The 26,714-nt window shown below is 37.4% G+C and carries 28 protein-coding genes; 22 read left to right on the top strand and 6 right to left on the bottom strand.

All coding sequences use genetic code 11. The features are described from left to right. The first annotated feature begins 93 nt into the window (after positions 1-93). The 12 genes from GNT69_RS11185 to thiW all read left to right on the top strand — a co-directional run bounded on the left by GNT69_RS11185 (position 94) and on the right by thiW (position 10,546). Complete coding sequence (locus GNT69_RS11185; protein ID WP_203555063.1) at positions 94-1,764, top strand: formate--tetrahydrofolate ligase; 1,671 nt, start codon at positions 94-96, stop codon at positions 1,762-1,764. Between the two features lie 102 nt (positions 1,765-1,866). Then, positions 1,867-2,694 carry a histidinol-phosphatase gene (locus tag GNT69_RS11180; RefSeq protein WP_203555062.1) on the top strand — a complete coding sequence of 276 codons (828 nt, stop codon included), beginning with the start codon at positions 1,867-1,869 and terminating at the stop codon, positions 2,692-2,694. A gap of 208 nt (positions 2,695-2,902) precedes the next feature. Then, on the top strand, positions 2,903-3,082 hold the full coding sequence (locus tag GNT69_RS11175; protein WP_203555448.1) for a YezD family protein: 180 nt from the start codon (positions 2,903-2,905) through the stop codon (positions 3,080-3,082). A 68-nt stretch (positions 3,083-3,150) separates the two neighbouring features. Beyond that, on the top strand, positions 3,151-3,864 hold the full coding sequence (locus tag GNT69_RS11170) for a phosphoadenylyl-sulfate reductase (RefSeq protein WP_203555061.1): 714 nt from the start codon (positions 3,151-3,153) through the stop codon (positions 3,862-3,864). A 21-nt stretch (positions 3,865-3,885) separates the two neighbouring features. Continuing rightward, the gene (locus GNT69_RS11165; RefSeq protein WP_239094169.1) at positions 3,886-4,983 is read left to right on the top strand and encodes an inorganic phosphate transporter; all 1,098 of its coding nucleotides are present in this window, start codon (positions 3,886-3,888) and stop codon (positions 4,981-4,983) included. 33 nt (positions 4,984-5,016) lie between these two features. Next, a complete protein-coding gene (sat, locus tag GNT69_RS11160) occupies positions 5,017-6,165 on the top strand; it encodes a sulfate adenylyltransferase (RefSeq protein WP_203555060.1) in 1,149 nt (382 codons plus the stop codon). 13 nt (positions 6,166-6,178) lie between these two features. Next, entirely contained in the window at positions 6,179-6,778 is a 600-nt protein-coding gene (gene cysC, locus GNT69_RS11155) for an adenylyl-sulfate kinase (protein ID WP_203555446.1), read from the top strand. 68 nt (positions 6,779-6,846) lie between these two features. Further along, the gene (locus tag GNT69_RS11150; RefSeq protein ID WP_203555059.1) at positions 6,847-7,599 is read left to right on the top strand and encodes a sirohydrochlorin chelatase; all 753 of its coding nucleotides are present in this window, start codon (positions 6,847-6,849) and stop codon (positions 7,597-7,599) included. Next, a complete protein-coding gene (locus GNT69_RS11145) occupies positions 7,580-8,206 on the top strand; it encodes an NAD(P)-dependent oxidoreductase (RefSeq protein ID WP_203555058.1) in 627 nt (208 codons plus the stop codon). Before GNT69_RS11150 ends, GNT69_RS11145 begins: the two co-directional genes overlap by 20 nt. 81 nt (positions 8,207-8,287) lie before the next feature. Next, positions 8,288-8,908 (top strand): DUF3885 domain-containing protein, encoded by a 621-nt coding sequence (locus tag GNT69_RS11140; RefSeq protein ID WP_203555057.1) that lies wholly within the window; start codon positions 8,288-8,290, stop codon positions 8,906-8,908. A 129-nt stretch (positions 8,909-9,037) separates the two neighbouring features. Next, positions 9,038-10,003 (top strand): bile acid:sodium symporter family protein, encoded by a 966-nt coding sequence (locus GNT69_RS11135; protein ID WP_343206496.1) that lies wholly within the window; start codon positions 9,038-9,040, stop codon positions 10,001-10,003. A 48-nt stretch (positions 10,004-10,051) separates the two neighbouring features. Beyond that, positions 10,052-10,546, top strand: coding sequence for an energy coupling factor transporter S component ThiW (gene thiW / locus GNT69_RS11130; RefSeq protein WP_203555056.1), 495 nt, complete (start codon positions 10,052-10,054; stop codon positions 10,544-10,546). A gap of 93 nt (positions 10,547-10,639) precedes the next feature. Here the strand turns inward: thiW and GNT69_RS11125 are convergent, their stop codons facing one another. Further along, entirely contained in the window at positions 10,640-12,058 is a 1,419-nt protein-coding gene (locus GNT69_RS11125; RefSeq protein ID WP_203555055.1) for an NAD-dependent succinate-semialdehyde dehydrogenase, read from the bottom strand. A gap of 242 nt (positions 12,059-12,300) precedes the next feature. On the opposite strand from GNT69_RS11125, the gene GNT69_RS11120 reads away from it, so the two are divergent. After that, positions 12,301-13,314: a VanW family protein gene (locus GNT69_RS11120; protein WP_203555054.1), complete on the top strand. Its 1,014-nt coding sequence runs from the start codon at positions 12,301-12,303 to the stop codon at positions 13,312-13,314. A 106-nt stretch (positions 13,315-13,420) separates the two neighbouring features. On the opposite strand, the gene GNT69_RS11115 is transcribed toward GNT69_RS11120, so the two are convergent. After that, positions 13,421-13,831 carry a VWA-like domain-containing protein gene (locus GNT69_RS11115; RefSeq protein ID WP_203555053.1) on the bottom strand — a complete coding sequence of 137 codons (411 nt, stop codon included), beginning with the start codon at positions 13,829-13,831 and terminating at the stop codon, positions 13,421-13,423. Between the two features lie 335 nt (positions 13,832-14,166). On the opposite strand from GNT69_RS11115, the gene GNT69_RS11110 reads away from it, so the two are divergent. Genes GNT69_RS11110 through cydC form a run of 4 tightly spaced genes read left to right on the top strand, consistent with a single transcriptional unit; the run spans position 14,167 to position 20,022 of the window. Then, the gene (locus GNT69_RS11110) at positions 14,167-15,561 is read left to right on the top strand and encodes a cytochrome ubiquinol oxidase subunit I (protein ID WP_203555444.1); all 1,395 of its coding nucleotides are present in this window, start codon (positions 14,167-14,169) and stop codon (positions 15,559-15,561) included. Then, on the top strand, positions 15,558-16,571 hold the full coding sequence (gene cydB, locus GNT69_RS11105; RefSeq protein ID WP_203555443.1) for a cytochrome d ubiquinol oxidase subunit II: 1,014 nt from the start codon (positions 15,558-15,560) through the stop codon (positions 16,569-16,571). The genes GNT69_RS11110 and cydB overlap by 4 nt, the downstream gene beginning before the upstream one ends. After that, positions 16,571-18,292 (top strand): thiol reductant ABC exporter subunit CydD, encoded by a 1,722-nt coding sequence (gene cydD, locus GNT69_RS11100; RefSeq protein WP_203555052.1) that lies wholly within the window; start codon positions 16,571-16,573, stop codon positions 18,290-18,292. The genes cydB and cydD overlap by 1 nt, the downstream gene beginning before the upstream one ends. After that, the gene (gene cydC / locus GNT69_RS11095; protein WP_203555051.1) at positions 18,289-20,022 is read left to right on the top strand and encodes a thiol reductant ABC exporter subunit CydC; all 1,734 of its coding nucleotides are present in this window, start codon (positions 18,289-18,291) and stop codon (positions 20,020-20,022) included. The genes cydD and cydC overlap by 4 nt, the downstream gene beginning before the upstream one ends. Positions 20,023-20,069: 47 nt before the next feature. Here the strand turns inward: cydC and GNT69_RS11090 are convergent, their stop codons facing one another. Further along, positions 20,070-21,188 carry an NAD(P)/FAD-dependent oxidoreductase gene (locus GNT69_RS11090; RefSeq protein WP_203555050.1) on the bottom strand — a complete coding sequence of 373 codons (1,119 nt, stop codon included), beginning with the start codon at positions 21,186-21,188 and terminating at the stop codon, positions 20,070-20,072. A gap of 213 nt (positions 21,189-21,401) precedes the next feature. Here GNT69_RS11090 and GNT69_RS11085 point away from each other — a divergent pair, with 213 nt between their 5' ends. Continuing rightward, positions 21,402-22,019: a YitT family protein gene (locus GNT69_RS11085; protein ID WP_203555442.1), complete on the top strand. Its 618-nt coding sequence runs from the start codon at positions 21,402-21,404 to the stop codon at positions 22,017-22,019. Positions 22,020-22,064: 45 nt separating this feature from the next. Here the strand turns inward: GNT69_RS11085 and GNT69_RS11080 are convergent, their stop codons facing one another. The 3 genes from GNT69_RS11080 to GNT69_RS11070 are packed head-to-tail and all read right to left on the bottom strand — an operon-like array spanning position 22,065 to position 24,079. Next, entirely contained in the window at positions 22,065-22,772 is a 708-nt protein-coding gene (locus tag GNT69_RS11080) for a phosphoadenylyl-sulfate reductase (RefSeq protein WP_203555049.1), read from the bottom strand. 16 nt (positions 22,773-22,788) lie between these two features. Continuing rightward, positions 22,789-23,328 carry a histidine phosphatase family protein gene (locus GNT69_RS11075; protein ID WP_203555048.1) on the bottom strand — a complete coding sequence of 180 codons (540 nt, stop codon included), beginning with the start codon at positions 23,326-23,328 and terminating at the stop codon, positions 22,789-22,791. Further along, on the bottom strand, positions 23,294-24,079 hold the full coding sequence (locus tag GNT69_RS11070; RefSeq protein ID WP_203555047.1) for a phosphosulfolactate synthase: 786 nt from the start codon (positions 24,077-24,079) through the stop codon (positions 23,294-23,296). The genes GNT69_RS11075 and GNT69_RS11070 overlap by 35 nt, the downstream gene beginning before the upstream one ends. 194 nt (positions 24,080-24,273) lie before the next feature. On the opposite strand from GNT69_RS11070, the gene GNT69_RS11065 reads away from it, so the two are divergent. The 4 genes from GNT69_RS11065 to GNT69_RS11050 all read left to right on the top strand — a co-directional run bounded on the left by GNT69_RS11065 (position 24,274) and on the right by GNT69_RS11050 (position 26,680). Continuing rightward, on the top strand, positions 24,274-25,518 hold the full coding sequence (locus GNT69_RS11065; RefSeq protein ID WP_203555046.1) for an MFS transporter: 1,245 nt from the start codon (positions 24,274-24,276) through the stop codon (positions 25,516-25,518). Between the two features lie 13 nt (positions 25,519-25,531). Then, positions 25,532-25,822: a hypothetical protein gene (locus GNT69_RS11060; RefSeq protein ID WP_203555045.1), complete on the top strand. Its 291-nt coding sequence runs from the start codon at positions 25,532-25,534 to the stop codon at positions 25,820-25,822. A gap of 162 nt (positions 25,823-25,984) precedes the next feature. Further along, entirely contained in the window at positions 25,985-26,317 is a 333-nt protein-coding gene (locus tag GNT69_RS11055; RefSeq protein ID WP_203555044.1) for a hypothetical protein, read from the top strand. 69 nt (positions 26,318-26,386) lie between these two features. Further along, positions 26,387-26,680 carry a hypothetical protein gene (locus tag GNT69_RS11050; protein ID WP_203555043.1) on the top strand — a complete coding sequence of 98 codons (294 nt, stop codon included), beginning with the start codon at positions 26,387-26,389 and terminating at the stop codon, positions 26,678-26,680. Positions 26,681-26,714 lie beyond the last annotated feature (34 nt).

The following is a 26,714-nucleotide window of genomic DNA, read 5'->3' as shown; positions in this document are numbered from 1 at the left end:
TTCACAAAATAGTCATATTTGAGCAATCAAAGACTGTTAAAATCTAATTGATAGGTAAATACACAAAAAGTATACATAATGAGGAGAGGTTTTATGAAAACCGATGTCGAAATCGCTCAAGAAGCGAAGATGGTTCCGGTCGCAGAAATTGCTGAAACTTTAGGGATCATTCCTGACGAGATGGAATTATATGGTAGGTTTAAAGCGAAAGTTTCATTAGACGTTCTTGACAGGCTTGAGGGCAAGCCTGATGGAAAGCTCATTCTAGTTACAGCAATCAATCCAACGCCGGCAGGCGAGGGAAAAACGACCACCAATGTAGGGCTCTCGATGGGATTGAATAGAATAGGGAAAAAAACAATCACAGCCTTAAGAGAACCTTCTTTAGGCCCAGTATTCGGTATGAAAGGTGGAGCGGCAGGCGGTGGATATGCTCAAGTAGTTCCGATGGAGGATATTAATCTTCATTTTACAGGAGATTTTCATGCAATTACTTCCGCCCATAATTTGCTGGCAGCACTCATTGACAATCATCTTTATCAAGGAAATACTTTAAATATTAATCCTAAGCGCGTTGTATGGAAGAGAGTTCTTGATGTGAATGATCGAGCGCTTAGAAATATAGTCATCGGTCTCGGTGGGAATACAGATGGGTTTGTTAGACAGAGTGGATTTGATATTACGGTTGCCTCTGAAATTATGGCAATCCTATGTCTTTCATCCGGTGTAATAGATCTTAAAAACAGACTTTCAAGAATGGTTGTTGCATATACTTTTGATGGGGAAGCAATTACAGCTGGAGATTTGGAAGCAACCGGTGCAATGACATTATTATTAAAGGATGCAATCATGCCAAATTTAGTTCAAACAATTGAAAATACCCCAGCATTTGTTCACGGTGGGCCATTTGCTAATATTGCCCACGGCTGCAACTCCATTATTGCTACAAAAATGGCTTTAAAATTAGCCGATTATGTAGTGACTGAAGCGGGATTCGGTGCAGACCTTGGGGCAGAGAAGTTTTTTAATATTAAATGCACTACAGGTGAGTTGCAACCTGATGTTGCGGTAATTGTTGCAACTATTCGCGCTCTAAAGATGAATGGTGGTGTTGGGAAAAACGAGCTTAGTGACGAAAATATTACTGCCCTTGAAAAGGGCATAGTAAATCTTGAAAGGCATATAAAGAATGTCGCTAAATTCGGTATTCCGATTGTTGTAACGATTAATAAATTTCCTACGGATACAAACGCAGAAATTCAATTAATATTGGACCGTTGCGCAGCAATTGGAGTGGATGTTGCTGTGACTGAAGTCTTTTCCAAGGGAGGCGAGGGCGGAATTGATCTCGCGAAGAAAATAGTAGAAATTTGCGAAACGAAACAAGCAAATTTCGCTCCTCTTTACGAAACGGAGACTTCAATTGAAGATAAGATTTCAAAAATAGCTTCGGAAATTTACCGTGCTGAACAAGTGGAGTTCATGCCTAAAGCAAAGAAACAAATGAAAGAACTTGTTGATTTAGGATTTGACAAACTGCCCATTTGTATGGCGAAAACGCCTTATTCGTTTTCAGATAATCCATCGTTACTAGGGGCACCAACTGGATTTACAATCACAATACGAGAAATGTTCGTTTCTGCTGGAGCGGGTTTTATTGTCGTTCTCACAGGAGACATAATGACAATGCCTGGTCTGCCAAAAGTTCCTGCAGCTAATCGAATGGATTTTTCAACATCTGGAGAGATTATTGGCCTATCATAGGTAAGTAGGATGATGCCATGCATCATCCTTTTTTAAAACAGAATGAATTGAGAAAAATAAGGCAATAATTTAAAAGTCACTGTGAGATTGGGAGGTGTAAACATGCGCTCGAAGGAAACAAAAGTTAAATTTGATTTGCATACCCATCATGATCGCTGTGGTCACGCTCGCGGAAAGATACAGGACTATATCGAATCAGCAATCGATAAAGGCCTAGATGTGATTGGAATTGCTGATCACACACCTTTTTTTTCTTATGAAGAGGATCAAGCTTTTCCGAAAATCGCGATGCCAAAAAGTGAGTTTCCAGAGTATGTTAAAGAGGTGCTAAGACTAAAGGGTGAATATAGCGGTAAAATAGAAGTGCTATTAGGAATTGAAGCCGATTTTTTTCCAGAACATGTAGAATTATATCGTCCCTATTTTGAGCGTTTTCCTTTTGATTATATTATTGGGTCTGTCCATCAGGTAGATGGTGTTAGTATTTTTAATAAAAGGCGCTGGAAAGGAATGGCGGAAAAGAAGAAGGTAATGACGAAGGACATTTATTATCAATTAATTGAAGACTCAGCTCGTAGCGGTATGTACCAAATTTTGGGACATATTGATGCAATGAAGGGGTTTTACCCTGAATTTTCAGATATTCAGACAAAATCAGTTGAAAAGACCTTAAAAGTAATAGGCGAAAATGATATTGCAATTGAAATTAATACATCAGGAAAGACAAAAACGGTTGGTGGCTGGTACCCTTCAGACGATATTCTGGAACTCGCCAACCATTATGGTGTAGCAGTTACATTTGGTTCTGACGCTCATGATCCAGAACGGGTGGGAGATGAGTTTGATTCTGTAGCTAAGCGCCTAAAGGAAATTGGTTTTAAAGAATGGTGTTATTTCAAAAATAAAAAACGAATCATTGCACCGTTATAACTTGCAAAACGATTTCAACAATGTCTACTAATGGGAGAGTTATACAGTTAATAAAATTAATTACACGGATAAGCCGTTGAAGCTTATCCGTTTTTTTCTGCTGTAAAAAAAGAATATTCTTTTTTTATAATATTTATAATAATTTTATTGACAAATCCTATAGGTATGGTAGGATTAATTTTAATAATACTCTTAATTACATTTGATGATGGAGGGAGGGCGAACTACACTGAAACCTTCTGAATGGCAAGAAGTATCCCAATATGTGGAGCAAATGTTAAAAAACATTAAATTCGGATCAGTAACATTGGTGATCCAGGATGGGAAAGTAGTGCAAATTGAAAAGAACGAAAAGGTTCGTCTTCAATCAAATAAGCGCGCTGACTAGACAAACTAGAGGCGGTCTTCACCTGTAAGAGGGTGTAGATCGCCTTTTTAGAAAGGTGGTTTTTATCGATGGTTAACAAAGTAACTTATGAGGACTGGAACGACATTTCTCATAAGTTTTCCATTCAAAATGAAACAAAAGGAGCACGTGACGTACTGGAGTGGTCATATAATGTGTACGGTAATGAAGAAATCGTCTATTCCTCAAGCTTTGGTGCAGAAGCAATTGTATTAATTGATTTAATCTCACAAATAAAGCCTAATGCTAATATTGTTTTTTTAGACACTGATCTTCATTTCCCAGAAACATATGATGTTATTAAAAAAATGGAGGAACGTTTTCCAGACCTGCAGATAGAGCGGATTAAACCAGAAATAACGCTTGATGAGCAACGAGAGGAGTACGGTTCTGCTTTATGGCAAAGGGAACCAAATAAATGCTGTGAAATTCGAAAAGTCATTCCACTGCGCAAAACGTTATCTACTAAAAAAGCATGGATTTCGGGTCTTCGGAGAGAACAATCACCAACAAGAGCAAACACAGAATTCTTAAACAAAGACGAAAAATTCGGAAATATAAAAATATGTCCACTGATCCATTGGACTTGGGATGAAGTATGGGCGTACATCAAAGAAAAAGATTTGCCTTACAATCAATTGCATGATCAACAGTATCCTAGTATTGGCTGTTTCCCATGTACAAACCCCGTCCTCACAGACGGTGACACTCGTGCCGGACGTTGGTCCGGAAGCAACAAGACGGAATGTGGGTTGCATTTATAAGGGCAAATACAGCAGTGCAGCTTGCTCAATAGAAAGGAGGGGTTTCCAACGCTTACAATTATTGCTATAGCTATCGGCTTGTTTTTTGCGATAAATATAGGTGCTAGCGGGGCTGCTGCCTCGATGGGCATCGCCTATGGTTCAGGAGTATTGAAAAAGCGAATTGCCTTAGTCCTATGTGCGCTTGCAGTGTTTTTAGGCGCTTGGCTAGGCGGCGGGGAAGTGGTAAAGACAATAGGGAATGGAATTGTTCCTAGTTCGACATTAACGGTTGAAATTGCCCTAATTGTTCTAGCATCTGCTGCGTTCTCTCTTTTTTTAGCGAATATTCTTGGCATCCCCCTCTCAACGAGTGAAGTAACCGTAGGTGCGGTTGTAGGCGTGGGAATCGTCTATCAATCCATTTTCTTAAGCAAGCTGCTTTGGATTATGATGTTTTGGCTGTTAGCTCCAATTGTTGCTTTTATCATTGCCATTGTTGCGTCCTCTTTTTTAAAAACGAAAGTGGTAAAAAAATGGTTGAACTTTCCGAAGGCTGTTCCCATCCTCTCTGTTTTAGTTTTATTAATGGGGGTTTTTGAAGCTTTTGCAGCTGGTATGAATAATGTTGCTAATGCAGTAGGTCCACTTGTCGGTGCGGGGGTAATGTCAACGGAAAATGGCCTCTTTTTTGGGGGACTTTTCGTTGCTCTCGGGGCTGTTGCTCTTGGGCATCGCGTCCTTGAAACAAATGGTAAAAAAATAACAACCCTTAAGCTTGAAGAAGGTTGCATCATCTCAGGAACTGGAGCAAGTATTGTAACTGTAGCATCGATTTTTGGTATTCCCATCCCTCTCACCCAAATCACCACATCCTCAATTATTGGAATAGGGTTTGTCAAGGATGGAAAAGCAGTCTTAAAAAAAGACATTGTTATTCAACTTTTGACAGTTTGGGTTGTTTCTCCTGTGCTGTCAATGGTTCTATCATATACGTTCATTCAGTTGCTGATTGAAAATAATATGTATCCAGTAATTGCCGTACTTGGGGTGTTAATCTCAGTATTTGGATTGCTATTTTTAATGAAACGTTCGTCTGCTAAGGAAGAGATGGCAAAAATTGATTTAGGTAAGAACTAATAAATAAAAAATATGGAAGAAGGATTGATTTGTATGTCATTGTTACCGAAACCACATGGTGGGAAATTAGTTGAGCTCTATAATCCATCATATGATTTAACAAAAATAGAAAAAGAAATTGCGATTGATTCCATTGCTTTAAGTGATTTGGAATTAATAGGAGTAGGACTATTTAGCCCTTTAACGGGATTTATTGGTAAAGAAGATTACGAATCAGTCGTTGATCGTATGCGTTTAAAAGATAATACGATTTGGTCGATCCCAGTAACATTGCCTGTTTCTTCTGATATAGGTGAAAATCTGGAAATTGGTGAGAAATACAAGCTCACTTATAATAATGAAGTTTTTGGAGTAATAACTGTTGCTGAAACATATGAACCAGATCTTAACAAAGAAGCTAGGGAAGTATATAAAACTGAGGATCGCGCACACCCTGGAGTAAAACGTTTATTTGAACGAGGCTCTGTTTATGTTGCTGGGGATGTAATTTTAGTGAAAAAATCAGAAAAAGGTGTATTCGGAGATGTATGGCTCGAGCCAAAAGAAACCCGTACCTTATTTGCTGAAAAAGGCTGGAAGACAATCGTTGGCTTTCAAACTAGAAATCCAATTCACCGAGCACATGAGTATATTCAAAAAGCTGCCTTAGAAACGGTCGATGGATTGTTTGTCAATCCACTAGTCGGTGAAACAAAATCTGATGATGTTCCAGCGGATGTCCGTTTGAAAAGCTATCGTGTACTTTTAGAAAATTATTATCCGAAAGAACGTGTTCAGCTTGGAGTTTATCCTGCAGCGATGCGTTATGCTGGACCTCGAGAAGCAATCTTTCATGCAATTGCACGAAAAAATTTCGGCTGCACCCATTTTATCGTCGGCCGGGATCATGCAGGAGTCGGAAATTATTATGGTACGTATGATGCCCAATATATCTTTAGTGAATTTACGGAAGAAGAGTTAGGCATTAAGCCGCTATTCTTCGAACATAGCTTCTATTGCACAAAATGTGAAGGCATGGCGTCAGATAAAACTTGCCCTCATGGGAAAGAAGATCGTGTGATTTTATCTGGTACAAAAGTGAGAGAAATGTTGCGTGCCGGTGAACTTCCGCCATCTACATTTAGTCGTAAAGAAGTCGTTGAAGTGTTAATTGAAGGGATGCGCGAAAAAACATCAGTATAAGGGGAAATGAATGATGGGGAAATCTACAAATGTTGTTTGGCATGAAGCGACAATAACCAAATTTGAACGACATGCACAAAATGGTCATGGCAGCTGTGTACTATGGTTTACAGGTCTTTCTGGTTCAGGAAAGTCAACAATTGCTAATGCGGTATCGAATAAGTTATTTCAACTACGAATTAATGAATATGTATTAGATGGGGATAATATTCGTCATGGGTTAAATAAGGATTTAGGTTTTTCAGATGATGATCGAACAGAAAATATTCGCAGAATTGGTGAAGTTGCTAAACTGTTCGTTGATAGTGGGAAAGTTGTCACAACTGCTTTCATATCACCATTCCGTTCGGATCGTGATCAGGTGCGGGAATTATTTGAAAAAGAGGAGTTCATTGAGGTTTTTGTTGATTGCCCACTTAACGAGTGTGAACGGCGTGACCCGAAACAATTATATGCAAAGGCTCGTCGGGGCGAAATTAAAGATTTTACAGGAATTGACTCTCCATACGAACCACCAAACCATCCAGAAATTACGATTCAATCAGATAAACAATCAGTAGAAGAATCAGTTAACCAAGTATTGAGTTACTTACAGAAAAAAAATATTATATAATAAAGCACAGTACCATTCTATATATCTAATTTGCTATCATGAATTTTCACGCGGAAAGGAGCAGTTTGATGAAGGCCATTCTTTATATTGCACATGGAACAAGATCAAAGATTGGGGTTCAGGAAGTAAAATCATTTATCCAAAAGGTAAAAGAACGTCTTCATGTACCGATTCAGGAACTCAGTTTCCTTGAATTAAGTGAACCCTCAATAGAAGATGGCTTTCAACACTGTGTCGAAAGAGGAGCAACGGAAATTACCATTGTTCCTCTTTTCCTGTTAGCTGCTGGCCATATTAAAAAAGACATTCCTGAAATCCTATATTCTATAAAAAAGAATTATCCTGATACTGAAATTATTGTTAAGGATCCTTTCGGTGTTGAAGAGGAGATATTAAATGCGATTGCCGAAGTCGTAAGTGAGACTGTCGGTGAGGTTAAGAAAGACGACAGTGTCCTAATTGTTGGAAGAGGGAGTAGTGACCCAACCGTTCATGAAGCATTCTCGCAAATTTCTGAGGGAGTTAAAAATCGATTAGGAATAGATAATATATCAGTAGGTTATTTAGCTGCAACTGAACCAAAGTTCGATCAAGCTCTTGAAACGATTTCAGAGGTAGCAGGTAATCGAATCATTGTCATTCCATATCTTTTATTTTCCGGAATTTTGTTATCAGCAATAAACCAAAAGGTAAGTAAGCGACAGAAACAGGGCCAACTAATCGTTCAAACAGGTCCTTTAGGCGAACATAGTGCTATAGAAAATATCGTATTCCAACGAGCAATTGACGAGGGGGGAGCTTATGTTTCCATTGATGATTGATTTAAAAGGGAAAAAGGTTGTCATTGTTGGGGGAGGGAAGATAGCTGCCAACAAAGCAAGGGTTTTAGCTACTGATCAACCAGATATCACTTTTATTTCCCCGCATTTTTCGTCGGATATAATTGAATTATCAAATGAAAGAGGATATACAATGGTTCAACGTAAAGCTATGCTTGACGATTTAACCGAGGCAATGTTAGTTATCCTCGCAACGAATGACCGTGAAACGAATCGTACACTTGCACAATTATTGCCACCACAACAACTTGTATGTGTAGTGGATGAAGCAACGGATGGAAACGTCTTGTTTCCGGCCTCATTTCAACGGGGGTACCTTCAAATAGCTGTTAGTTCTAATGGGGCTAGTCCCAAGCTTACTAGGATGTTAAAGAAACAACTTTCCTTGCAATTTGATGAATCTTGGGACATGTATACTGAGTTTTTATGGAAATGTCGACAGATGATTAAAGGACTTCCATTATCAGCACAAGAAAAGAGTTGTTTGTTAGAAGAAATTCTTGATGAACGTTATCGGATAGATGAACAAATCCGAACGGAAAAACTAGAGCAATTAAGAAAATTGAACAAAACGACAGAGAATCTATAAATGAATAGGTTCTTTTTTGTTTTATATAAGCTATACATGAATTAATTATTTCATTTAGTTAAAATGAATGGAGGGAGAAAATTGATAAAAGTACTCGATTCCTTTTTAAAGGAGTACTTTCGTGGTTTAAAACTGTCCCCTAATTTTTATGAAGGATGGGAAAATAGTTTTCGAATAGATTTTGGAGAAGAAAAGATGAGCAAAGATGAAGCGTTGGTATGTGTCAATAATCTCTTTGACCTAGTGTTTCAAGAACAGGATGATATCTTGTTCGTTTTTGATGTTTGCCCGTTTGAAAATGAATTATATATGGATCGAAAGTCTTTAAATGTATACTTAAAATACATTAAGCGCAGGAATATCGTTTATAAGCTCCATTCCTATCTCCGGCCAAGTATAGTTTGTATAGAAGAGGATTGTCTTCACAGATTTATTATTCCTTGTCGAAAAAACGATATAAGGTATGAGGCCTTATTAAAAACAATTATTTGTGAGCTTTCACTCGATTCCTTTCATGAAGGGATGAATGACAATAGACCGTATAATATTTATTTTGTGAATAATAGTAAAAAATTCATTTATTATTTGAACGAACATCATTGTGACATTTACTTAGCTAGGAAAGAGGATTTAGAATTGTTGGATAAGGAAATTAGCCAAATCAACCTTGATAACACGTCGAAAAGACAGAATATTATATAATTTAGCGTTTAATTATTTACCTATAAAATTGTAAATTGATGTATTATTATTAATAGACGTAGCTACCGCCAGTTACATTAACTGGCTTTTTTCATTTTATTATGGACATGGTTGAGAGGAGTGATTATAATTTTCATCAAGTTGAATAAAACATTGGAAAAACTTATGCCAATCATCACTCCATCAAGTGTGATAATCGGTGTCCTTTTTGCAAATCTTTTAGTGGATTTCACTTACTTAATTCCGTGGATATTTGCATTTATTACCTTTTCAGGGAGCCTTCGCTCTAGTTTGAATTCCTTTAAGGAAACATTAAAACATCCGCTTCCACTCTTTATGATTTTAATCATTTTGCACTTTTTAATGCCAGTTTGGGCTTGGGCAGTTGGTCATCTTGTATTTAGTGGCGATGATTTAACGATTACCGGGGTCGTTTTGGCAATGGCAATTCCTACAGGTATTTCAAGTTTAATATGGGTGACGATTTATCGAGGGAATATTGCGTTAACTTTGGCAATCATCCTAGTTGACACGTTGCTTTCACCCATTATTGTTCCATTGACTTTATCATTACTAATCGGTGGACGAGTAGAAATGGATGTTTTAAGTATGATGAACGGTCTATTTTGGATGGTCGTCCTTCCCTCTATTTTAGGACTGATAATGAATCACGTGACAAAAGGAAAAGCAAAGGAACAACTAAGTCCGCGGTTAGCTCCCTTTTCAAAGATTGGACTAGGGGTTGTAGTCATGATTAATGGAGCTGCAGTTGCTCCATATTTAAGTAATGTCGATATTAAATTAGTATTGATTACATGCACTGTATTTTTTCTTGCCTTAACAGGTTATTTATTTTCGTTTTTTGCGGCAAAATTAATCATAGGGGATAGAGAAACTGTAATTGCATTAACATTTACAGGCGGAATGAGAAATATCAGTGCTGGTGCCGTATTAGCAGTTGCCTATTTTCCACCAGCTGTAGCTGTCCCTGTTGTAATTGGTATGCTCTTTCAACAAATACTAGCATCAATATACGGATTTATGATCGATCGTTATTTTAACGGAGAACTATTGGCGAGAAGTCACTCTATGTAAGTAGTAGCTAACATTTTGTAATAGGTTTTATGGGGGAGAGAAATGAGAATGGGAAAAACACAAAAACTAACATTAACAGGCATGCTGATTGCTATTGGAACGCTTTCAAGTCATTTATTTTTTATTCCTTTAGGGTTTGCAAAAGCCTTTCCGGTACAGCATCTCATAAATGTCTTATCCGCTGTGCTTTTAGGACCTTATTATGCAGTTGCTCAAGCGATCGGTGTATCGCTTTTACGAAATCTAATGGGGACTGGTTCAATTTTTGCGTTTCCAGGAAGTGTATTTGGTGCTTTACTCGCTAGTTTAATTTTTATGAAAACGAAGAAAATATATATGGCTTTTTTCGGTGAAGTGGTAGGCACAGGAATTCTTGGTGCATTAGCTTCGTATCCGATTGCGGCATTAATTTTCGGTCAAGAAGCAACATTATTCGGATTTGTTCCTGCTTTTATTCTAAGTTCATTAGTTGGTGCATTCCTTGGCGCGATTTTGTTGAAAGTTTTTCTTAAAAACAATGTATTGGAATTAAGAAAAAGATGATTAAAACATCTAATACCTTTTAGTATGGTGGTATGACCCCTAAATGATGGACGGACTGTAACTCAGCTAGTTACAGTCCGTCCATTTTAGTATTTATAGTCCTAAAGAAATATATTTCACTTCTAAAAATTCCTCGATTCCGTAGTGACCGCCTTCACGACCTAATCCGCTTTGTTTAAAGCCACCAAACGGTACTTGCGGTGTTGACGGGAGACCATCATTAAGCCCGATAATTCCATACTCTAAAGCTTCGGTTAGTTTGATCCCTTGTGCAATGTTCTCGGTGAAAACATAAGCTGCAAGCCCAAAAATCGAATTATTCGCCCGTTCAATCACTTCTGATTCTGTATTAAACGTAGTAATGGGAGCGAGTGGTCCGAAAGTTTCTTCTTGCATACAAAGCATCTTATCTTTTACATTTGATAACACTGTAGGAGCAAAATAAAGATTTTCTATGACCTGGCCTCCTATTTCCACGTTAGCTCCTTTGTTAATTGCGTCATTAATATGTTGAGTTACTTTTTCAATTGCTTGCTCATCAATGAGCGGACCTAAATCAACGTTTTCTGAAAGGCCATTTCCTACTTTAAGTTGTTTAACCTTTTCAACTAGCCTTTCCGTAAAAGGTTTCACAATTGATTCGTGTACATAGATTCGGTTTGAACACACACATGTTTGTCCTGCATTTCTAAATTTAGATGCCATTACACCATTTACCGCCTTTTCAATGTCTGCATCTTTCAAAATAATGACTGGAGCATGACCACCGAGTTCAAGGGAAATCTTTTTCACTGTTTCAGCTGAGCCCTTCATTAATTGCTTACCGATTTCCGTTGAGCCAGTAAATGTTATTTTTCTCACTCTAGTGTCTGCTAGCCATGCTCGACCAATTTCGCTGGCATTGCCGGTAACCACATTTACTACACCTTTTGGGAAACCAGCTTTATCGGCTAATTCAGCAAGCTTGAGTGCGGTAATGGGTGTCTGTTTTGCAGGTTTCACAACAACAGTGCAGCCGGCGGCTAATGCTGGTGCGATCTTTCGGGTTATCATTGCCGCTGGAAAATTCCAAGGGGTAATTGCAGCAACTACTCCAACTGGCTGTTTTTGAACAAAAAGTCGTTTATTTCTTGTTGTCGCTGGGATTGTTTCCCCATAAATTCTTTTTCCTTCCTCCGCATACCATGATACAAATCCATTTGCATAATTGATTTCACCTAATGCTTCTTTATAAGGTTTTCCTTGTTCTTGCGTCATTGTTTTGGCTAGTTCCTCTTTGTTTTCATCGATTAATTTTTGCCATTTCCAAATAATCTCAGCACGTTCGTAAGCAGAAAAGGTTGACCAAGTTGTAAAAGCATCATATGCTGCGTCTACAGCTTTTTTTGCCTCGATTGTTTTTCCGTTAGGTACAGTAGCAATAATCTCAGAATTTGCAGGATTAACTACCTCAATCTTTTCTAGCAGTTCCCCTGTCCAATTACCATTAATATACATATAATAATGTTTCATTTGAATCTCCTTTCTAGTAAATCATTTTTACGTTCCAATTAGGTCTGCACTACAAGTTTATGTATCTATTTTACAATCCTTCATGTGAATAGGGAAATATCTTTCTATAAAAAGGGATATTTTAATGAAAGGAATACCTTTATTAAGCACAGAATACAATATGTAAATGTATATGAGCTCTTTGAAGGTACTGCCGGTAAGTGCTTTTAGAGAAATAAAAAGAGAAAGCCGGGTTGGGGAGAATGGGAAAGCAGATTGGTTGTTTGATATTTTTCGTATGTTCGAGCTTGTTTGTTTTAGCTGCTTGTTCAGATCAGACATTGAAGAAGGCAGAGGTAGAGGGAGAATTAAGTGCACAAACGGTGGTTGCGGGAGACAAAAATAAGGGGGAACTGACGGAGAATGAGGAGGAAGAGGTTCCTTTAGGGCCAATATCGGTTCATGTTGTTGATCCAACCACAAAGGACGTCATCAGGACAATTTACCCTGAGGAAATGGGATTTGCGACAGAGGCGGAACAATATAAAATGGAACTGAAAAATTGGGCAAAAGTGCTGGCTAGGGGCACGGATTCTGTTCAAGGTTATGATCAAAGAAATCTTCCTGATCGACTCGATGAATATGGGCATGTAATAAAGGGGCAGCCGCAAGTCATGCTTGAAGAAGCAGAGTTAGTGAATGAAATTATTGAATACTCTGAAAAAGGAGGGGTTGTAGAACTTCCTTTATATATAAATTCCAGTGGGTATTTAAAAGAGGATGTTGCTCATTTAGATGAGGTGGTTGTTGCTTCTTATACAACTTATTTTGATCCGAATATTACCGGAAGAAATAAAAACATTGAGTTGTCTGCACAGGCAATCGATGGTGTCATCGTAGGAATCGATGATCACTTTTCCTTTAATACGACAGTGGGGCCTAGTGACGAGGAACATGGCTATCAACCTGCACAAGAAGCGGTAAATGGAAAATTAGTGATGGGGATTGGGGGTGGAATCTGCCAAACTTCTTCCACTTTGTTTAATGCCGTGGATCAGTTGGGTGTAGACTATGTCGAATGGCATCATCATTCTGTTACAGTTGGCTATGTACCAGCAGGTCGTGATGCAACGGTATCCTATGGAGGAAAAGATTTCCGCTTTTTAAATAAATCAGGTGCTCCTTTTTTAATTAGAACGAATTATCAGAATGGAAGTTTGACTGTAGAAATTAGGACTGCTAAACAGTATGAAGGAGTGGTCAAAAAAAAGGTATGAGTACTCAAAAAAGAAACTGTTGAGCGGTAAATATATGAAATGGAAGTGTCTACTCCACCCAAAAGGAGAATAGACACTTTTTTTGTTGAGTTAAAATAAAGAATTGCTAAATGACATTCAACAGCTTGCCGAAAGGAACTTTTGGTTTAAATTGGTCAGGAATTAACCAATAAACAGTCGGTTTCACTTGTAGTTCATCATAAAGAAAGCCGGTTACATCAGTCACATATAATAATGTTTCAATGTTTTGTTCATTTGCCCACTCAAAAACTTCCGTATACGATGACTTCCCATGAGAATAATACTTGATTTTTTTGAGTTCTTTAATATTAGAGATGTTACGGATTTTAAAGTCAGCTTCAACTAAAGAAGCATGAGGATTCATTTCCCCGACAAATTTAATGACATTTTCAACGATGTTAGGGTCATTTTGTTCGCTTGAAGTATCGATGATCAATGCTACTTTTTTCTCTTTATTATTTTGCATAATTTTTAAAAGTTCCCTCTGCCATCTCATTAATATAATCCCCCTTTCAATTGACCTCATTTATTATCCCATATCCTCCGATTTGTTAGTCGATTATTAGTTAACAATTTAATGCTTAGAAAGTTGGTAAAGATTGCTAATAATGTTTGTTATCATTTATAGAAGGTGTTGTGCAAGGAATTAGGTCACACCTAATGTGACGGATTCGAAGATTCATAAAATATTCATAATATTGAACCTGATTTTCACAATTTAATCGTATTCGATTGCTAAACTGAATTTGTAAATAAGAGGTAGTGCCAACTATAGAATCTACATAACGAAGGTATAAACATATTGCTGAGAAAGGAGAAATCAGTGGGATGATTAGTGAATTAATTTTAGCGAGGCTCCAATTTGGTGCAACGACGATTTTTCACTTCCTATTTGTACCGATGTCCATTGGATTGGTCTTTATGGTTGCGCTGATGGAGACTCTTTATGTAGTGAAAAAACAGGATGTATACTTGAAAATGGCAAAGTTTTGGGGGCATTTATTTATCATTAATTTTGCGGTTGGAGTCGTCACTGGAATTATCCAAGAGTTTCAGTTTGGCATGAACTGGTCCGAGTACAGCCGTTTCGTTGGGGACGTTTTTGGTGCACCACTTGCCATTGAGGCGCTATTGGCGTTCTTTATGGAATCAACGTTCATTGGGCTTTGGATTTTTGGGTGGAACCGACTTTCACCGAAAGTTCACTTAACATGTATATGGCTTGTTTCATTTGGGACCATTATGTCTGCGTTATGGATTTTAGCAGCGAATTCATTCATGCAAGAGCCTGTTGGATATGTTATCAATAATGGTCGTGCTGAAATGAACGATTTTGCTGCGTTGTTAACGAATCCACAATTACTTGTCGAATTTCCGCACGTAGTTTTTGGTTCACTTGCTACCGGGGCCTTTTTTATTGCTGGAGTCAGTGCTTTTAAGATTAAGAAAAATCTCCAAGTAGATATTTTTAAAAAATCCTTTAATATCGCAATGGTAATCGGGCTTATTGCAGGTATAGGAGTTGCGTTTTCAGGACATGCCCAGGCTAAGCATTTAATGGAATCTCAACCGATGAAAATGGCGGCAAGCGAAGGGCTTTGGGAAGATAGCGGAGATCCTGCTGGATGGACTATATTTGCAATCATTGATGAGAAAACTGGACAAAATGCTTACGAATTAACGGTCCCTTATGCGTTAAGCTACCTGGCCTATGGCGAATTTCAGGGAAGTGTCCCGGGGATGAACACCATCCAAGCAGAATATGAAGCGACATATGGGGAAGGGAACTATATCCCTCCAGTGAATACCACCTTCTGGAGTTTCCGAATTATGGTTGGAGCCGGTGTTGTAATGATTCTCTTATCTATGATTGGACTTTTCCTTAGTTATCGTAAAAAACTCGAGAGTAGTAAAATTTATTTACAAACAATGGTTTGGCTCATTGCTTTTCCTATCATTGCGAATACAGCCGGATGGATTATGACAGAGATCGGACGACAGCCTTGGACAGTATTCGGATTGATGACAACAGAGGCTGCAGTTTCACCAAACGTTTCAACAGGTGCATTGTTGTTTTCCTTTATTGCATTCACACTAGTTTATGCGATATTAGCCGGTGTTACCGTGTATTTATTCCTAAGAGAAATCAGAAAAGGAGTGGTTTACAGTCCGGCTGATGAGCCGCAAGTAGCCATTGATCCTTTCGATAAGGGGGCTTACCAATAATGGAATTAAGCGAACTTTGGTTTATATTAGTTGCTGTGCTGTTTATTGGCTTTTTCTTCTTAGAGGGTTTTGATTTTGGTGTGGGAATGTCAACACGAACTCTCGCGAAAAATGAATTAGAGAGAAGAATGCTGATCAATACGATTGGTCCATTTTGGGATGCGAATGAAGTATGGCTGCTTACAGCAGGCGGTGCGATTTTTGCAGCCTTTCCGCATTGGTATGCAACGATGTTCAGTGGATATTATATACCATTCGTTTTCGTTCTTTTAGCTCTAATCGGCAGAGGGGTAGCGTTTGAATTTCGTAGCAAAGAAAAGGCCCAAAAGTGGAGGAGTTCATGGGACTGGATTATTTTCATTGGTAGTTTGCTTCCGCCTTTCCTATTTGGTGTCTTGTTTACAAGTATTTTACGGGGAATGCCAATTGATGCAAACATGAATATTTACGCTGGGTTTACAGATTATGTGAATGTCTACTCAGTTGTTGGTGGGATAACAGTTACACTCCTATGTTATCTTCATGGTTTGCTGTTTATTACATTGAAAACCGTTGGAGATCTTAGAGAAAGGGCGAGAAAACAAGCGCAGAAAATCATTTATGCTGTTTTAGTTTCCCTTGTGGCTTTCGTCGGTTTATCCTATTTCCAAACAGATCTATTTATTTTACGTCCACAGATTACGATCCCAATCATTGCTTTAATTGTCATCGCATATGCTTCAATTATCTTGTTGTTAATGAAAAAAAGAGAAGGACTTACGTTTGCGATGTCTGGAGTTGGAATTGCGCTAACGGTCGGATTGTTATTTACCGCATTATTCCCGCGGGTCATGATTAGTTCAATCACAAGTTTAAATGATTTAACAGTATATTCAGCTGCTTCAGGGAATTATTCGCTAAAGGTTATGACAATTGTGGCTGTCACATTGCTCCCGTTTGTACTGGGATATCAGATATGGAGTTACTACGTATTCCGCAAACGTGTAGATGGTAAGGATATGATTTATTGATGAATAGAGATATCCTCCAATACAAAGGAATCAAGCAATTATTTGTCGTGCTGTTTCTCATTACAGCCGTTCAAGGAGTGACCATTATTCTGCAAGCGAAATATCTTGCAGAAGCGGTCACTTCCCTTTTTTATGAAGGAAAACAAGGGAATTATGTTGAGTTATTAGGTCTTTTTTTGCTGTTTTTTATTTCAAGATATTTATTGGCAGCAATAAAAGATAAAATCGGTTATCACTATGCAGAGAAAATTTCTTCCGCTTTGAGAAAAGATGTATTGACAAAGTTGTTTACTTTAGGGCCAAGAAATGCAAAGAAACAAGGTACCGGTAAACTTGTTACCCTTGTCATGGAGGGGGTTGTGCAACTAAGAGATTACATTGAACTATTACTCCCGAAGTTGGTCGCAGTAGTTGTGTTTCCAATGATGTTTGCCATTTACATTTGGACCTTGGATATAAGGTCTGCAATTGTTATCATCCTTTCCTTGCCTGTCCTTATCGTTTTCCTGATTTTGTTAGGCATTGTCGCTAAATCCAAAGCAAATCGACAATGGAAATCTTACCGAGTTTTATCTAATCATTTTGTTGATTCATTACGAGGATTAGAAACATTAAAATTTCTTGGCTTAAGTAAATCTCATGAAAAAAGCATTGAAGGTGTTAGCAAGGAATACGAAAAAGCGACGATGAGCACACTACGTGTCGCCTTTCTATCTTCATTTGCTCTGGACTTTTTTACAATGTTATCAGTAGCTACAGTGGCAGTGTTTTTAGGGCTTGGTCTGATTGAAGGTGGCATGCTTTTAGGACCTGCACTAACAATATTAATTCTTGCTCCTGAATATTTTCTTCCTGTTCGCGAATTGGGAAGCGATTACCACGCAACATTGAATGGGCAGAATGCAGCAAAGGTGATTCGAGAAATTATCGATACACCGCAATTAACGGAGGAACAAAAACTAAATTTAACTAAATGGACAAACAATGATGTTTTAGAAATAAAGCATTTAAATGTCTTTCAAGATAATGAAGAGAACCCAATTCTTAAGGATCTTAACATTCAAATTAAAGGGAAAAAGAAAATTGGCATCGTTGGTGAAAGTGGATCAGGGAAATCAACTTTTATCGATTTGATTGGAGGCTTTATTGAAGGGGATCGGCGTTCCATTTTTATTAATGAAAATGAAGTACAACATTTACAATATAGTAATTGGCAACGTCAACTTCTCTATATCCCACAGCATCCATATATTTTTTACGATACACTTGCGAATAATATTCGTTTTTATTACCCTGAAGCTTCAAATATTGAGGTCGAAAAGGCTGCAGAGAAAGCAGGTTTAACTTCCTTAATCGCAGAATTGTCTAATGGAATGGATGAGATGATTGGTGAATCAGGAAGGGAAATTAGTGGTGGACAAGCACAGCGTGTAGCGATTGCAAGAGCATTTCTTGAAGAAAGACCGATCGTATTATTAGATGAGCCAACAGCCCATTTGGACGTTGAAACTGAACAAGATATTAAAGAAAAACTGTTGCCATTATTTGAAAATAAATTGGTCTTTTTTGCCACGCATCGTTTACATTGGATGAAAGAAATGGATGAAATTATCGTTCTTGATAAGGGGAGAATTGTTGAACATGGGGATCATCATACACTGTTAAAAAACAAAGGGAAATATTTTGAATTGCAACAAATACAAGGTGGCCAGATGTTATGAAAAAGGATGGCTGGATTTTCCCGTATATTAAACAAAATAAAAAATTAATAATCATTACCGTTTGTTTGGGCTTTTTAACTGTCTTAGCCGCTACATTATTAATGTTTACCTCGGGCTACTTAATTTCGAAGTCAGCAACGAGACCAGAAACGATTTTAATGGTATATGTGCCAATCGTTGCGGTGAGAGCTTTTAGTATTTTAAGGGCGGTATCAAGGTATTTGGAAAGGTTGATGGGCCACAATGTGATTTTAAAGATTCTGTCGAAAATGCGCTTACGTTTATATAAAACAATTGAGCCAAAAGTTTTAATAATGGAAAAAAAGTTTCGCACGGGAGATATTTTAGGTGTTTTAGCTGATGATATTGAACATATTCAAGATGTCTATTTAAAAACGATTTTCCCTTGCATTGTTGGTTTTTTATTATATTTGTTTAGTATTCTAGTATTAGGTTTCTTTTCTTGGGAGATTGCTGCGTTAGTTGCCGTTTATTTATTTATTTTAGTCGTTCTTGTCCCAGCAATATCGTTTCTGATGACTCGATCAAATATGCGTTTAATAAAAAAAGGCAGAAACAACCTTTACCAATTATTAACAGATGCGATTCTAGGGATAAGTGATTGGGTGTTTAGTGGTCGGCAAAATCAGTTCATTGACAAATACGAAGAACGGGAGAACGAATTATATCGTCTCGAGAGAAAGCGGAGAAGATTTACACGGATTAGAAACTTTTGTTCTCAGCTTATGGTCGCTGGCCTTGTTTTGATCGTTATATTCTGGACAACTGAACAAAGTGAGAATGGTTTGCTTGCGGTCACTTTAATTGCTGGCTTTGTTCTTGTGGTATTCCCGATTACAGAAGTATTTTTGCCACTGAGTGATGCTGTAAGTATGGTGCCTCGCTATCAAGATTCACTCGAGCGGCTTGAACAACTTGATGATAAAAAGGGAACAGACAAAAATGGGATGAATGCCACTATAAAACATGAAGAAAAAGAGGAAGTGTTTACAGCTGAAAGGTTAAAGCTTGTGTTTGACCAAGTTCAGTTCACTTACAAGTCTGGAAAAAAGGCAATAACCGATGTTTCATTTACATTAGATCAGGGAGATAAACTCGTATTGCTTGGACCGAGCGGATCAGGAAAATCAACCATTCTTAAATTAATTCAAGGAGTTATTTATCCTACTAATGGGAAGGTGACAATAAATAATTTAGATACTTATAGTTTTGATAACGAAATCTCTAATGTAGTATCAGTTTTGAATCAGAAGCCACACTTATTTGACACAACAGTCATGAATAATATTCGTCTAGGGAAACGGTCGGCAACCGATGATGAAGTTTATTGGGCAGCCAAACAGGTAGAACTTTATGATTATATTAAATCTCTTCCCGAGGGATTTCAAAGTCCATTACATGAATCTGGCGTTCGATTTTCAGGAGGGGAAAGACAAAGAATTGCCTTGGCCAGAATATTATTACAGGATACGCCAATTGTCATCTTAGATGAACCAACAATTGGCCTGGACCCCCGTACAGAACGAGATCTTCTTGAAAAGATGTTTCAAGTTCTTCAAGGTAAAACGATTCTTTTTATCACCCATAATCTAGCAGGAATTAAACGTGACGATCAGGTTGCTTTTCTTGATGATGGACAAATTGTCATGAGAGGGCAACATAAACAACTGCTAGCTGAAAATCCTAGATACCAAAAATTGAATCAATAATACGAGGGAAATCGTCGATTTAATGGTTGCGATTTCCCTCGATTGCTTTAGGTTTGTATCGCTTGGCTAACTGAGTATATATTTAAGTCAATTTCTGTCTTTTCACCAATAACTAGCTTTGCTAATTCATAACCGAGATAGGGCCCCATCGTTAAACCAGAGGCACCGAGTCCATTTGCCACGACAATGCCTTCCCATTGAGGGATAGGACCTAGTACAGGTAAGAAACCAGGTGTAAACGGGCGAAAACCAGTTCTAGCCTCAATAAATGTACTATTAATTAATTCAGGAGCGGTGTCTATCCCCTTATTCAATATTTCTAGTAACCCTCCAGGTGTTACCCTCGTATCATAATAATCAATGTCCTCATGTGTAGCACCCACCACGACGCGATTGTTATCAAATGGAACGATATAATGATTTTCCGGTGGCATAAGAACAGGCCAGTTTGATGTGTTTTCATTAGAGATTTCAAGATGAGCGATTTGTGCTTTCTGGAAAAAAACGTTAAAACGAACTCCTAATGGTTCGATCAGTTGATTTGCCCAAGCACCAGCACAAATTACGACCATATCTGCACTTATTTTTTTATTTTCGAACTCAATCCCTGTCACTTTATTTCCTACATATAAGAGTTTCGCATCTCCATTTATAAATTTCGCCCCATTTTTTTGTGCGATCCGTAATAAAGAGTCACGAAGTTCTCGTCCATCTACCCTAGCAGCGCCAGTTACGTGAACGGAAGCGAATTCTTTATCTATCGGTGGGAAAAGAGCATTTGTTTCGGTTTCATTTAATAAAGTAATTTCACCAATCTCTGGCGCATTTTCTCTCCTTTTTAAAGCTCGTTCCAGTAGTTTCTGCAGCTTGTTTTTATCTTTATGTAAGCTTAACGAGCCTACCTTTGCATAGCCCGTTTTAGTTTCTCCAGATTGTATTAATTCCTCAATCAATTGAGGATAAAAACGTGCACCGGCTTTCGCAAGTTGATACCAAGCTTGATTCCGACGTTGTGATAACCAAGGACCAACAATCCCAGCAGCTGCATCTGTCGCTTGTCCTTTATCTTTTCGGTCAATGATGATGACATCAGCATTTTTTTTCGCAAGTTGATAGGCGGTTGCTGCACCTAAGATTCCAGCTCCAACTATGATAATCTTTTTCATTATAATTTCATCCTTATCTACAAATTCATTATTCATCTTTTGTTTTATTATATCAATGAGCATAAAAAATCTTTATTGGTTTCCTTCCATCTTCCATTATGAATATAAAACAACTTCATATTTTAGCTAATGTAAACATAAAATGGACAAGGGTATATTTAAGGGGGGAAAGAATTTGAGAATAAATCGGTTAAAGGATTATTTTCAGTTGTGATGTCCAAAACAGTTTTTACTTATTTCTGTTTAATTATTGGGGCAATCCTACAAGGGCTTTCCATGGCTCTGTTTTTATTCCCTCATTCGATTCCCTCTGGTGGAGGAGCAGGCCTTGCTTTACTGTTAAATCATTTCCTTCATCTGCCCCTAGGGTTCGCTTTATGGCTTGCGAATGCTTTTTTTCTCCTTTTTGCCTTAAACTATTTTGGGTTCAAATGGGTTGTCCGAACGATTTTTGCAGTAGGAATTACTTCCCTTACAGTAAGCTTTTTCACAGCACACAAGCTCTTTGAACAATCACATATAATTTTAGATATGGCGATTGGAAGCATTATCTTTGGAACTGGTGTAGGGCTTCTCATTCGGTCTGGTGCTTCAAGTGGAGGAATGGTTATTCCAGCTTTGATGATTGCTTCTTATCGAAATTGGAATCCAGGGAAGGTAATGTTTGCGATTAATTTATTTATCTTCCTTTTAACAGCAATGGTCATTAATTATAAAATTGTCATTTATGCGGTAATTTGTCAATTTCTTTCAACAAATATTATTGACATGATTTATAAATTAAAGTGGCCAAAACCAACGTTTTTAGAAACGAATTGGCGAAAAAGATAATAATAGAAGATCCCGCTACTTAGAGGATCTTCCTATTTTGTTCCATTAATAAGAAATATGGAGGCCGCATTCAGACTTTGAATGCCCTGTCCATCTTCCGGATCTTGAGCCACCGTTCTCTTGGACAGGTAGGGTACACGGGGCACAGCCAATACTTGGGTAGCCATTGTCATGAAGAGGATTATATGGTAGGTTATTGATTTTAATATATGTTTTTATGTCATCCCATGTCCAGTGGATGAGAGGGCAAATTTTAATATTATTAAATTTTTCATCTTTATTAATAAACTTTGTTTTGCTTCTCAACGGAGACTGTTCCCTGCGGAGTCCCGAAATCCATGCTCTTTTACCAGACAGTATTTCCTTTAAGGGCGTAACTTTTCGTAAATGACAGCATAGATTCGGATTGTCTTTCCAGAGCTCTTCACCGTACCATTTTGATTGTTCAGTTAAAGAATTGTTTGGCTTAACTATTTCAATAGTTAGGGATGGATATTTATTTTTTACAGTTTCAATTAATTCATATGTTTCTTTAAAGTGAAGCCCTGTATCGAGAAAAATAATTCTGGCATCTTTGTTGACTTTATGAATTAAATCAATTAAGACAATTCCTTCGGCACCGAAGCTGCACGCATAAACAATTTCATTATTTGGATATTCTCCATAAGCCCACTTTAAAATATCTAAATAATCCAATTTTTCTGCCAAAACGGAGGTTGCGGTCTCCTCGTTCCAACTTTCATATGTCAACATTTTTGGCTACTCCCCTCTATACTACCTTGATAAACTCCAATGTGATGCATTCGTTATTATCTATCGTGAATGTATTCATTTGATTTATTTCTCCGTATTTCCAATAAGATTTTAATGCTCTTATCCATGAACCATGACCGAAAATCAAAATATTTGAATGCTGTTGGTATTTTGCTAAAAATTCTACGATTCGAATTTCAAGGTTTGTTACATTCTCTCCTAAAATGAGAGATTTTGGATTTTTCATCCATTGATGGCCATACTTGTTTAAAAGGTTTTCCTTTGGCTGACCTTCAAAAGGACCAAAATCCAATTCATCCAATAATGCTTCTGTTTTCGCTTGAAATCCATATACTGCTGCAGTCTGTTGGGTGCGTTTTAAAGTACTGGCCAAAATTAAATCAAAGGGCGTTTTATTTTTAAGTAAATGAACATTTCTCTGTATTTCATGTTGAAGAGCCTCTGAGGGAGAAGAAATGCCAATATCTTTTTTTCCTTGTAGCCATGTTTTTTTATTCCAGTCAGTGGGTAGGTGTCTTATTAATGTAAGTTGCATCACATTCCTCCAAATAGAATGTTTCACTACGTAAGCCAATGCGTTGTGTCTCTAAAGCCAAAACATCGTCTAACTTTACATTTCCTAAGTTTACATTTGGACCAACATGATTGATAAAATACATTTGCTGTTTTGCTGTTGGTGCTTCAAAAATAATCTTTTTTGAATCAATATTTTCGATTAAATTACTAATTAAATCCGTTTTAATTTGGCCATTTTTCTCATAGATTCCAGCTGTTCCAGAATCCCTTCCTTCTGTTATGACGTAATCACAACCGGCTTCTAAAAATAGCTTTATTTCCTCTTTCCATTCGATGATATCCATTTCCCTGTTGTTATCTTTGGATCCGACCTCAGCAATGACGTGAAAATGATCCTTTACTCTAGAAATAAGATTGAGACGTTCTTGTAAGGGGATATCAATTGTACCGTTTGATATTTCTAGCCACTCAATCTCTAGCTTTTGTAAATAATCAAGATATTCAGGGATTTTATTTTGATAATAACATTTTTCAAATAAAGTTCCGCCACAATACGGTTTAATTTGATGTTCTTTGTATAACTTTATTTTCCTTTCTATATTTGGTGTGACATATGCTGAGCCTATGCTAATTTTTGCAATGTCAATAATGTGGCTGTAGTCATCTAATATATATTTTAAACGTCCAAATGGGGTGCCGAAATCGGCAATTGATGTGACCCCATATCTCCTGTTTCCTGAAGTCCTTTTTGGTAACTGTAAAAAATCCATAGGGAAAGCGCCCTCCTCCATTTTTCTAGGATAGATTATTCAATATTTGGGCGATTGTGTATATTTTGGGCTTCTTCATAAGGAAATAGGCGTTTGCCCCTGAATAAAACTTCCTTCTAAGTGAATAATAAAAAGGCTAATTTTAGCATAATTACGTAGGTCGTTCCACTTTATTAGTTAGGAGTGTGCTTTCATTGTCAAAGCAGAAACATAAGGGGTTAACGATTGCAGCGATCAGTTCCATCCCACTTATTCTTGTATTAGGAAACTCGATGTTAATTCCAATTCTTCCAAAAATGAAATCAGAATTAGGGATATCCCAGTTTCAAGTGAGTTTAGTGATATCTGTTTTTTCCATTTCTGCTGCAATTATGATTCCGATATTGGGGTACCTATCAGACAGATTTACACGTAAGGCGGTCATTATTCCTGCACTTATATTATACGGTGGCGGTGGAATATTGGCAGGCGCTGCTTCAGCTTGGTTTACTAATGCCTATTTATGGGTGTTAGCTGGGAGAGTTATGCAAGGGATAGGTGCCGCTGGAACGACGTCAATGGCGATGGCTTTGTCTGGGGACTTATTTAAGGGTGGTGAACAGAGTAAGGTGTTAGGTCTAGTTGAAACTTCGAATGGGTTCGGAAAAGTCATCAGTCCAATTATTGGTTCTCTTTTAGCGCTTCTAGTATGGTACGCTGCATTTTTTGCTTTCCCAATTTTTTGTTTAATATCCATCTTATTAACGATTTTCTTTATAAAGGAAAAACGAAGAGAGCAAGAGCCACCCCCGGTGGGGAAATATGTAAAAGGGCTTCTGTCTGTTTTTAAAGTGGAAGGGCGTTGGTTATTTGCTACCTACTTAACTGGTGCTACTTGCTTATTTACTTTATTTGGCGTGTTATTTTATATTTCTGATATTTTAGAAACACAATATAAAATTGATGGCGTGTTAAAAGGGGCTATTCTAGCCATCCCACTATTGTTTATGACAATAACCTCTTATATAACAGGAAGTAAAATCGGCAAAAATATGAGATTGATGAAAACCTTAATTGTCATTGGATTACTTCTTATGACAGCATCATTTGCAAGTTTAGTTTTCTTTAGAAACTTAATTCCATTTTTTTCGATCCTTGTAATAAGCAGTATCGGAACAGGTCTTGCTCTTCCGTGCATCAATAGTTTTATTACGGGATCTGTTTCAATGAATCGGAGGGGGTTTGTTATTTCATTATATGGATCTGTTCGCTTTTTAGGTGTTGCTATTGGACCACCAATATACGGTGCGCTAATGGAGTGGTCACGCACCGGTCTGTTCTTAACAACTGCGGGCCTAACTTTATTAGTTGCGTTGCTTTGCCTTTTATTGATTCATGTAAAAAAGAAAAAACCTACAGAAAATCAGGATACTTTGTTTGAAAAATTACAGCTAACATAAGGATGTGAAATGATTGCAAATCTATTTTTCACCAGAAGTAATTACACCTCAATTCCAAGTATTAAACGTCGTCGATATGAACAATAAGGCGGTTGGAAATGTCGCCTTTTTATTCGATGAGAAAAAACTATATGTATATGGGATTTTAGAGGAAGAGGGAGTAGGCGCTGACTTTAAAGATTTAGTAACACCCTATATAAAAGGTTTAGCAAAAGCAAAGGCAGGGGTAGAAATATTATCATGTCTTTATGTTGGTTGCAAAAAAATAAAGTTAAATGATGAGGAAGATGAAGATAAGGAATGAGATTAAAATGTGTTTACCTGAAAAACTCGCCAGCCGCGAGTTTTTTGTTTTCATCTCCAAAATTGTGCTTTTATCTATTGAAGTAGTAGTCGCTTGTCCAAACGAAAAGGAAGATGAAGACATAAAGTATAGTAACAAGCAAGAAAGGAGGGAAGGGAAAGTATGAGTGATGTTTGGACGAACCCTGATATTTTTAGGAAAAGACGACCTGAAAGGAGAGATGATATTGTGAGCGATGTACGCGCAGACAATGAATTAGATTTTAAATTGGATAATGACCTAGACAATGAAAATGCAATAAAATTAAAAGATAAAAACTTGAATATTAATAAAGCTAAAGCTAAAGTATTAAATAGTGGAAACTCTAAAATTGATGTAGAAATAAACGTGGATACAGAATCAAGAGCAAAATCACGTGCAAGAGCTGAATCTGATCAAGATCAAGATCAAAGACAAAGACAACAACAACAAGATCGAGATCGGAGAGGTAAATAGTAATTAAATGCAAGTAAAGGGAAGGGATACTAAGGAGTATCCCTTTACTTTTAAAAAGGAGTAGAATGAATGCGAAACCCAATTGAAAATAAACTCAAAACGATGATTGAACATAGTGGAAACTCAGATGTCGATTTAGTTGTCAATGTAGATATTGACACGAAACCAATTGCTTATAGCATCTTATGCAGTTTGTATGCAAAAGGGGAAATTAGTGAACATGAGCTTGAAAAGGCTATTAAAAAGTTAGATTCGTTAATTGAAAGAAATAAAAAGAGTACAAACGATAAACATTCACATAAAGAAAGTAGAGCGAAGTTATTTGATTTTCCACAACAAGGGAAAACAAGTAGATGGATATAGGTTTTGAATAGTCTAACATCAGCTCCTCCTAATT

This window comes from Bacillus sp. B15-48 (assembly GCF_016879755.1).
GTDB lineage: Bacteria > Bacillota > Bacilli > Bacillales > Cytobacillaceae > Mesobacillus_B.
Note: the sequence above shows the minus strand (reverse complement) of the source record. Positions and strands in the feature narration are given on the sequence as shown.

Bases quoted from the DNA above. Each gene is read 5' to 3' on its own strand.
- GNT69_RS11070 (WP_203555047.1), bottom strand. From the start codon at position 24,079: ATGGATTTTTTACAGTTACCAAAAAGGACTTCAGGAAACAGGAGATAT.
- GNT69_RS11055 (WP_203555044.1), top strand. From the start codon at position 25,985: ATGAGTGATGTTTGGACGAACCCTGATATTTTTAGGAAAAGACGACCT.
- GNT69_RS11085 (WP_203555442.1), top strand. From the start codon at position 21,402: ATGTCCAAAACAGTTTTTACTTATTTCTGTTTAATTATTGGGGCAATC.
- GNT69_RS11050 (WP_203555043.1), top strand. From the start codon at position 26,387: ATGCGAAACCCAATTGAAAATAAACTCAAAACGATGATTGAACATAGT.
- cysC (WP_203555446.1), top strand. From the start codon at position 6,179: ATGGGGAAATCTACAAATGTTGTTTGGCATGAAGCGACAATAACCAAA.
- cydC (WP_203555051.1), top strand. From the start codon at position 18,289: ATGAAAAAGGATGGCTGGATTTTCCCGTATATTAAACAAAATAAAAAA.
- GNT69_RS11115 (WP_203555053.1), bottom strand. From the start codon at position 13,831: ATGAGATGGCAGAGGGAACTTTTAAAAATTATGCAAAATAATAAAGAG.
- GNT69_RS11080 (WP_203555049.1), bottom strand. From the start codon at position 22,772: ATGTTGACATATGAAAGTTGGAACGAGGAGACCGCAACCTCCGTTTTG.
- GNT69_RS11125 (WP_203555055.1), bottom strand. From the start codon at position 12,058: ATGAAACATTATTATATGTATATTAATGGTAATTGGACAGGGGAACTG.
- GNT69_RS11090 (WP_203555050.1), bottom strand. From the start codon at position 21,188: ATGAAAAAGATTATCATAGTTGGAGCTGGAATCTTAGGTGCAGCAACC.
- cydD (WP_203555052.1), top strand. From the start codon at position 16,571: ATGAATAGAGATATCCTCCAATACAAAGGAATCAAGCAATTATTTGTC.
- GNT69_RS11075 (WP_203555048.1), bottom strand. From the start codon at position 23,328: ATGCAACTTACATTAATAAGACACCTACCCACTGACTGGAATAAAAAA.
- GNT69_RS11150 (WP_203555059.1), top strand. From the start codon at position 6,847: ATGAAGGCCATTCTTTATATTGCACATGGAACAAGATCAAAGATTGGG.
- GNT69_RS11170 (WP_203555061.1), top strand. From the start codon at position 3,151: ATGGTTAACAAAGTAACTTATGAGGACTGGAACGACATTTCTCATAAG.
- GNT69_RS11145 (WP_203555058.1), top strand. From the start codon at position 7,580: ATGTTTCCATTGATGATTGATTTAAAAGGGAAAAAGGTTGTCATTGTT.
- sat (WP_203555060.1), top strand. From the start codon at position 5,017: ATGTCATTGTTACCGAAACCACATGGTGGGAAATTAGTTGAGCTCTAT.
- GNT69_RS11180 (WP_203555062.1), top strand. From the start codon at position 1,867: ATGCGCTCGAAGGAAACAAAAGTTAAATTTGATTTGCATACCCATCAT.
- GNT69_RS11175 (WP_203555448.1), top strand. From the start codon at position 2,903: ATGGAGGGAGGGCGAACTACACTGAAACCTTCTGAATGGCAAGAAGTA.
- GNT69_RS11120 (WP_203555054.1), top strand. From the start codon at position 12,301: ATGGGAAAGCAGATTGGTTGTTTGATATTTTTCGTATGTTCGAGCTTG.
- GNT69_RS11185 (WP_203555063.1), top strand. From the start codon at position 94: ATGAAAACCGATGTCGAAATCGCTCAAGAAGCGAAGATGGTTCCGGTC.
- thiW (WP_203555056.1), top strand. From the start codon at position 10,052: ATGGGAAAAACACAAAAACTAACATTAACAGGCATGCTGATTGCTATT.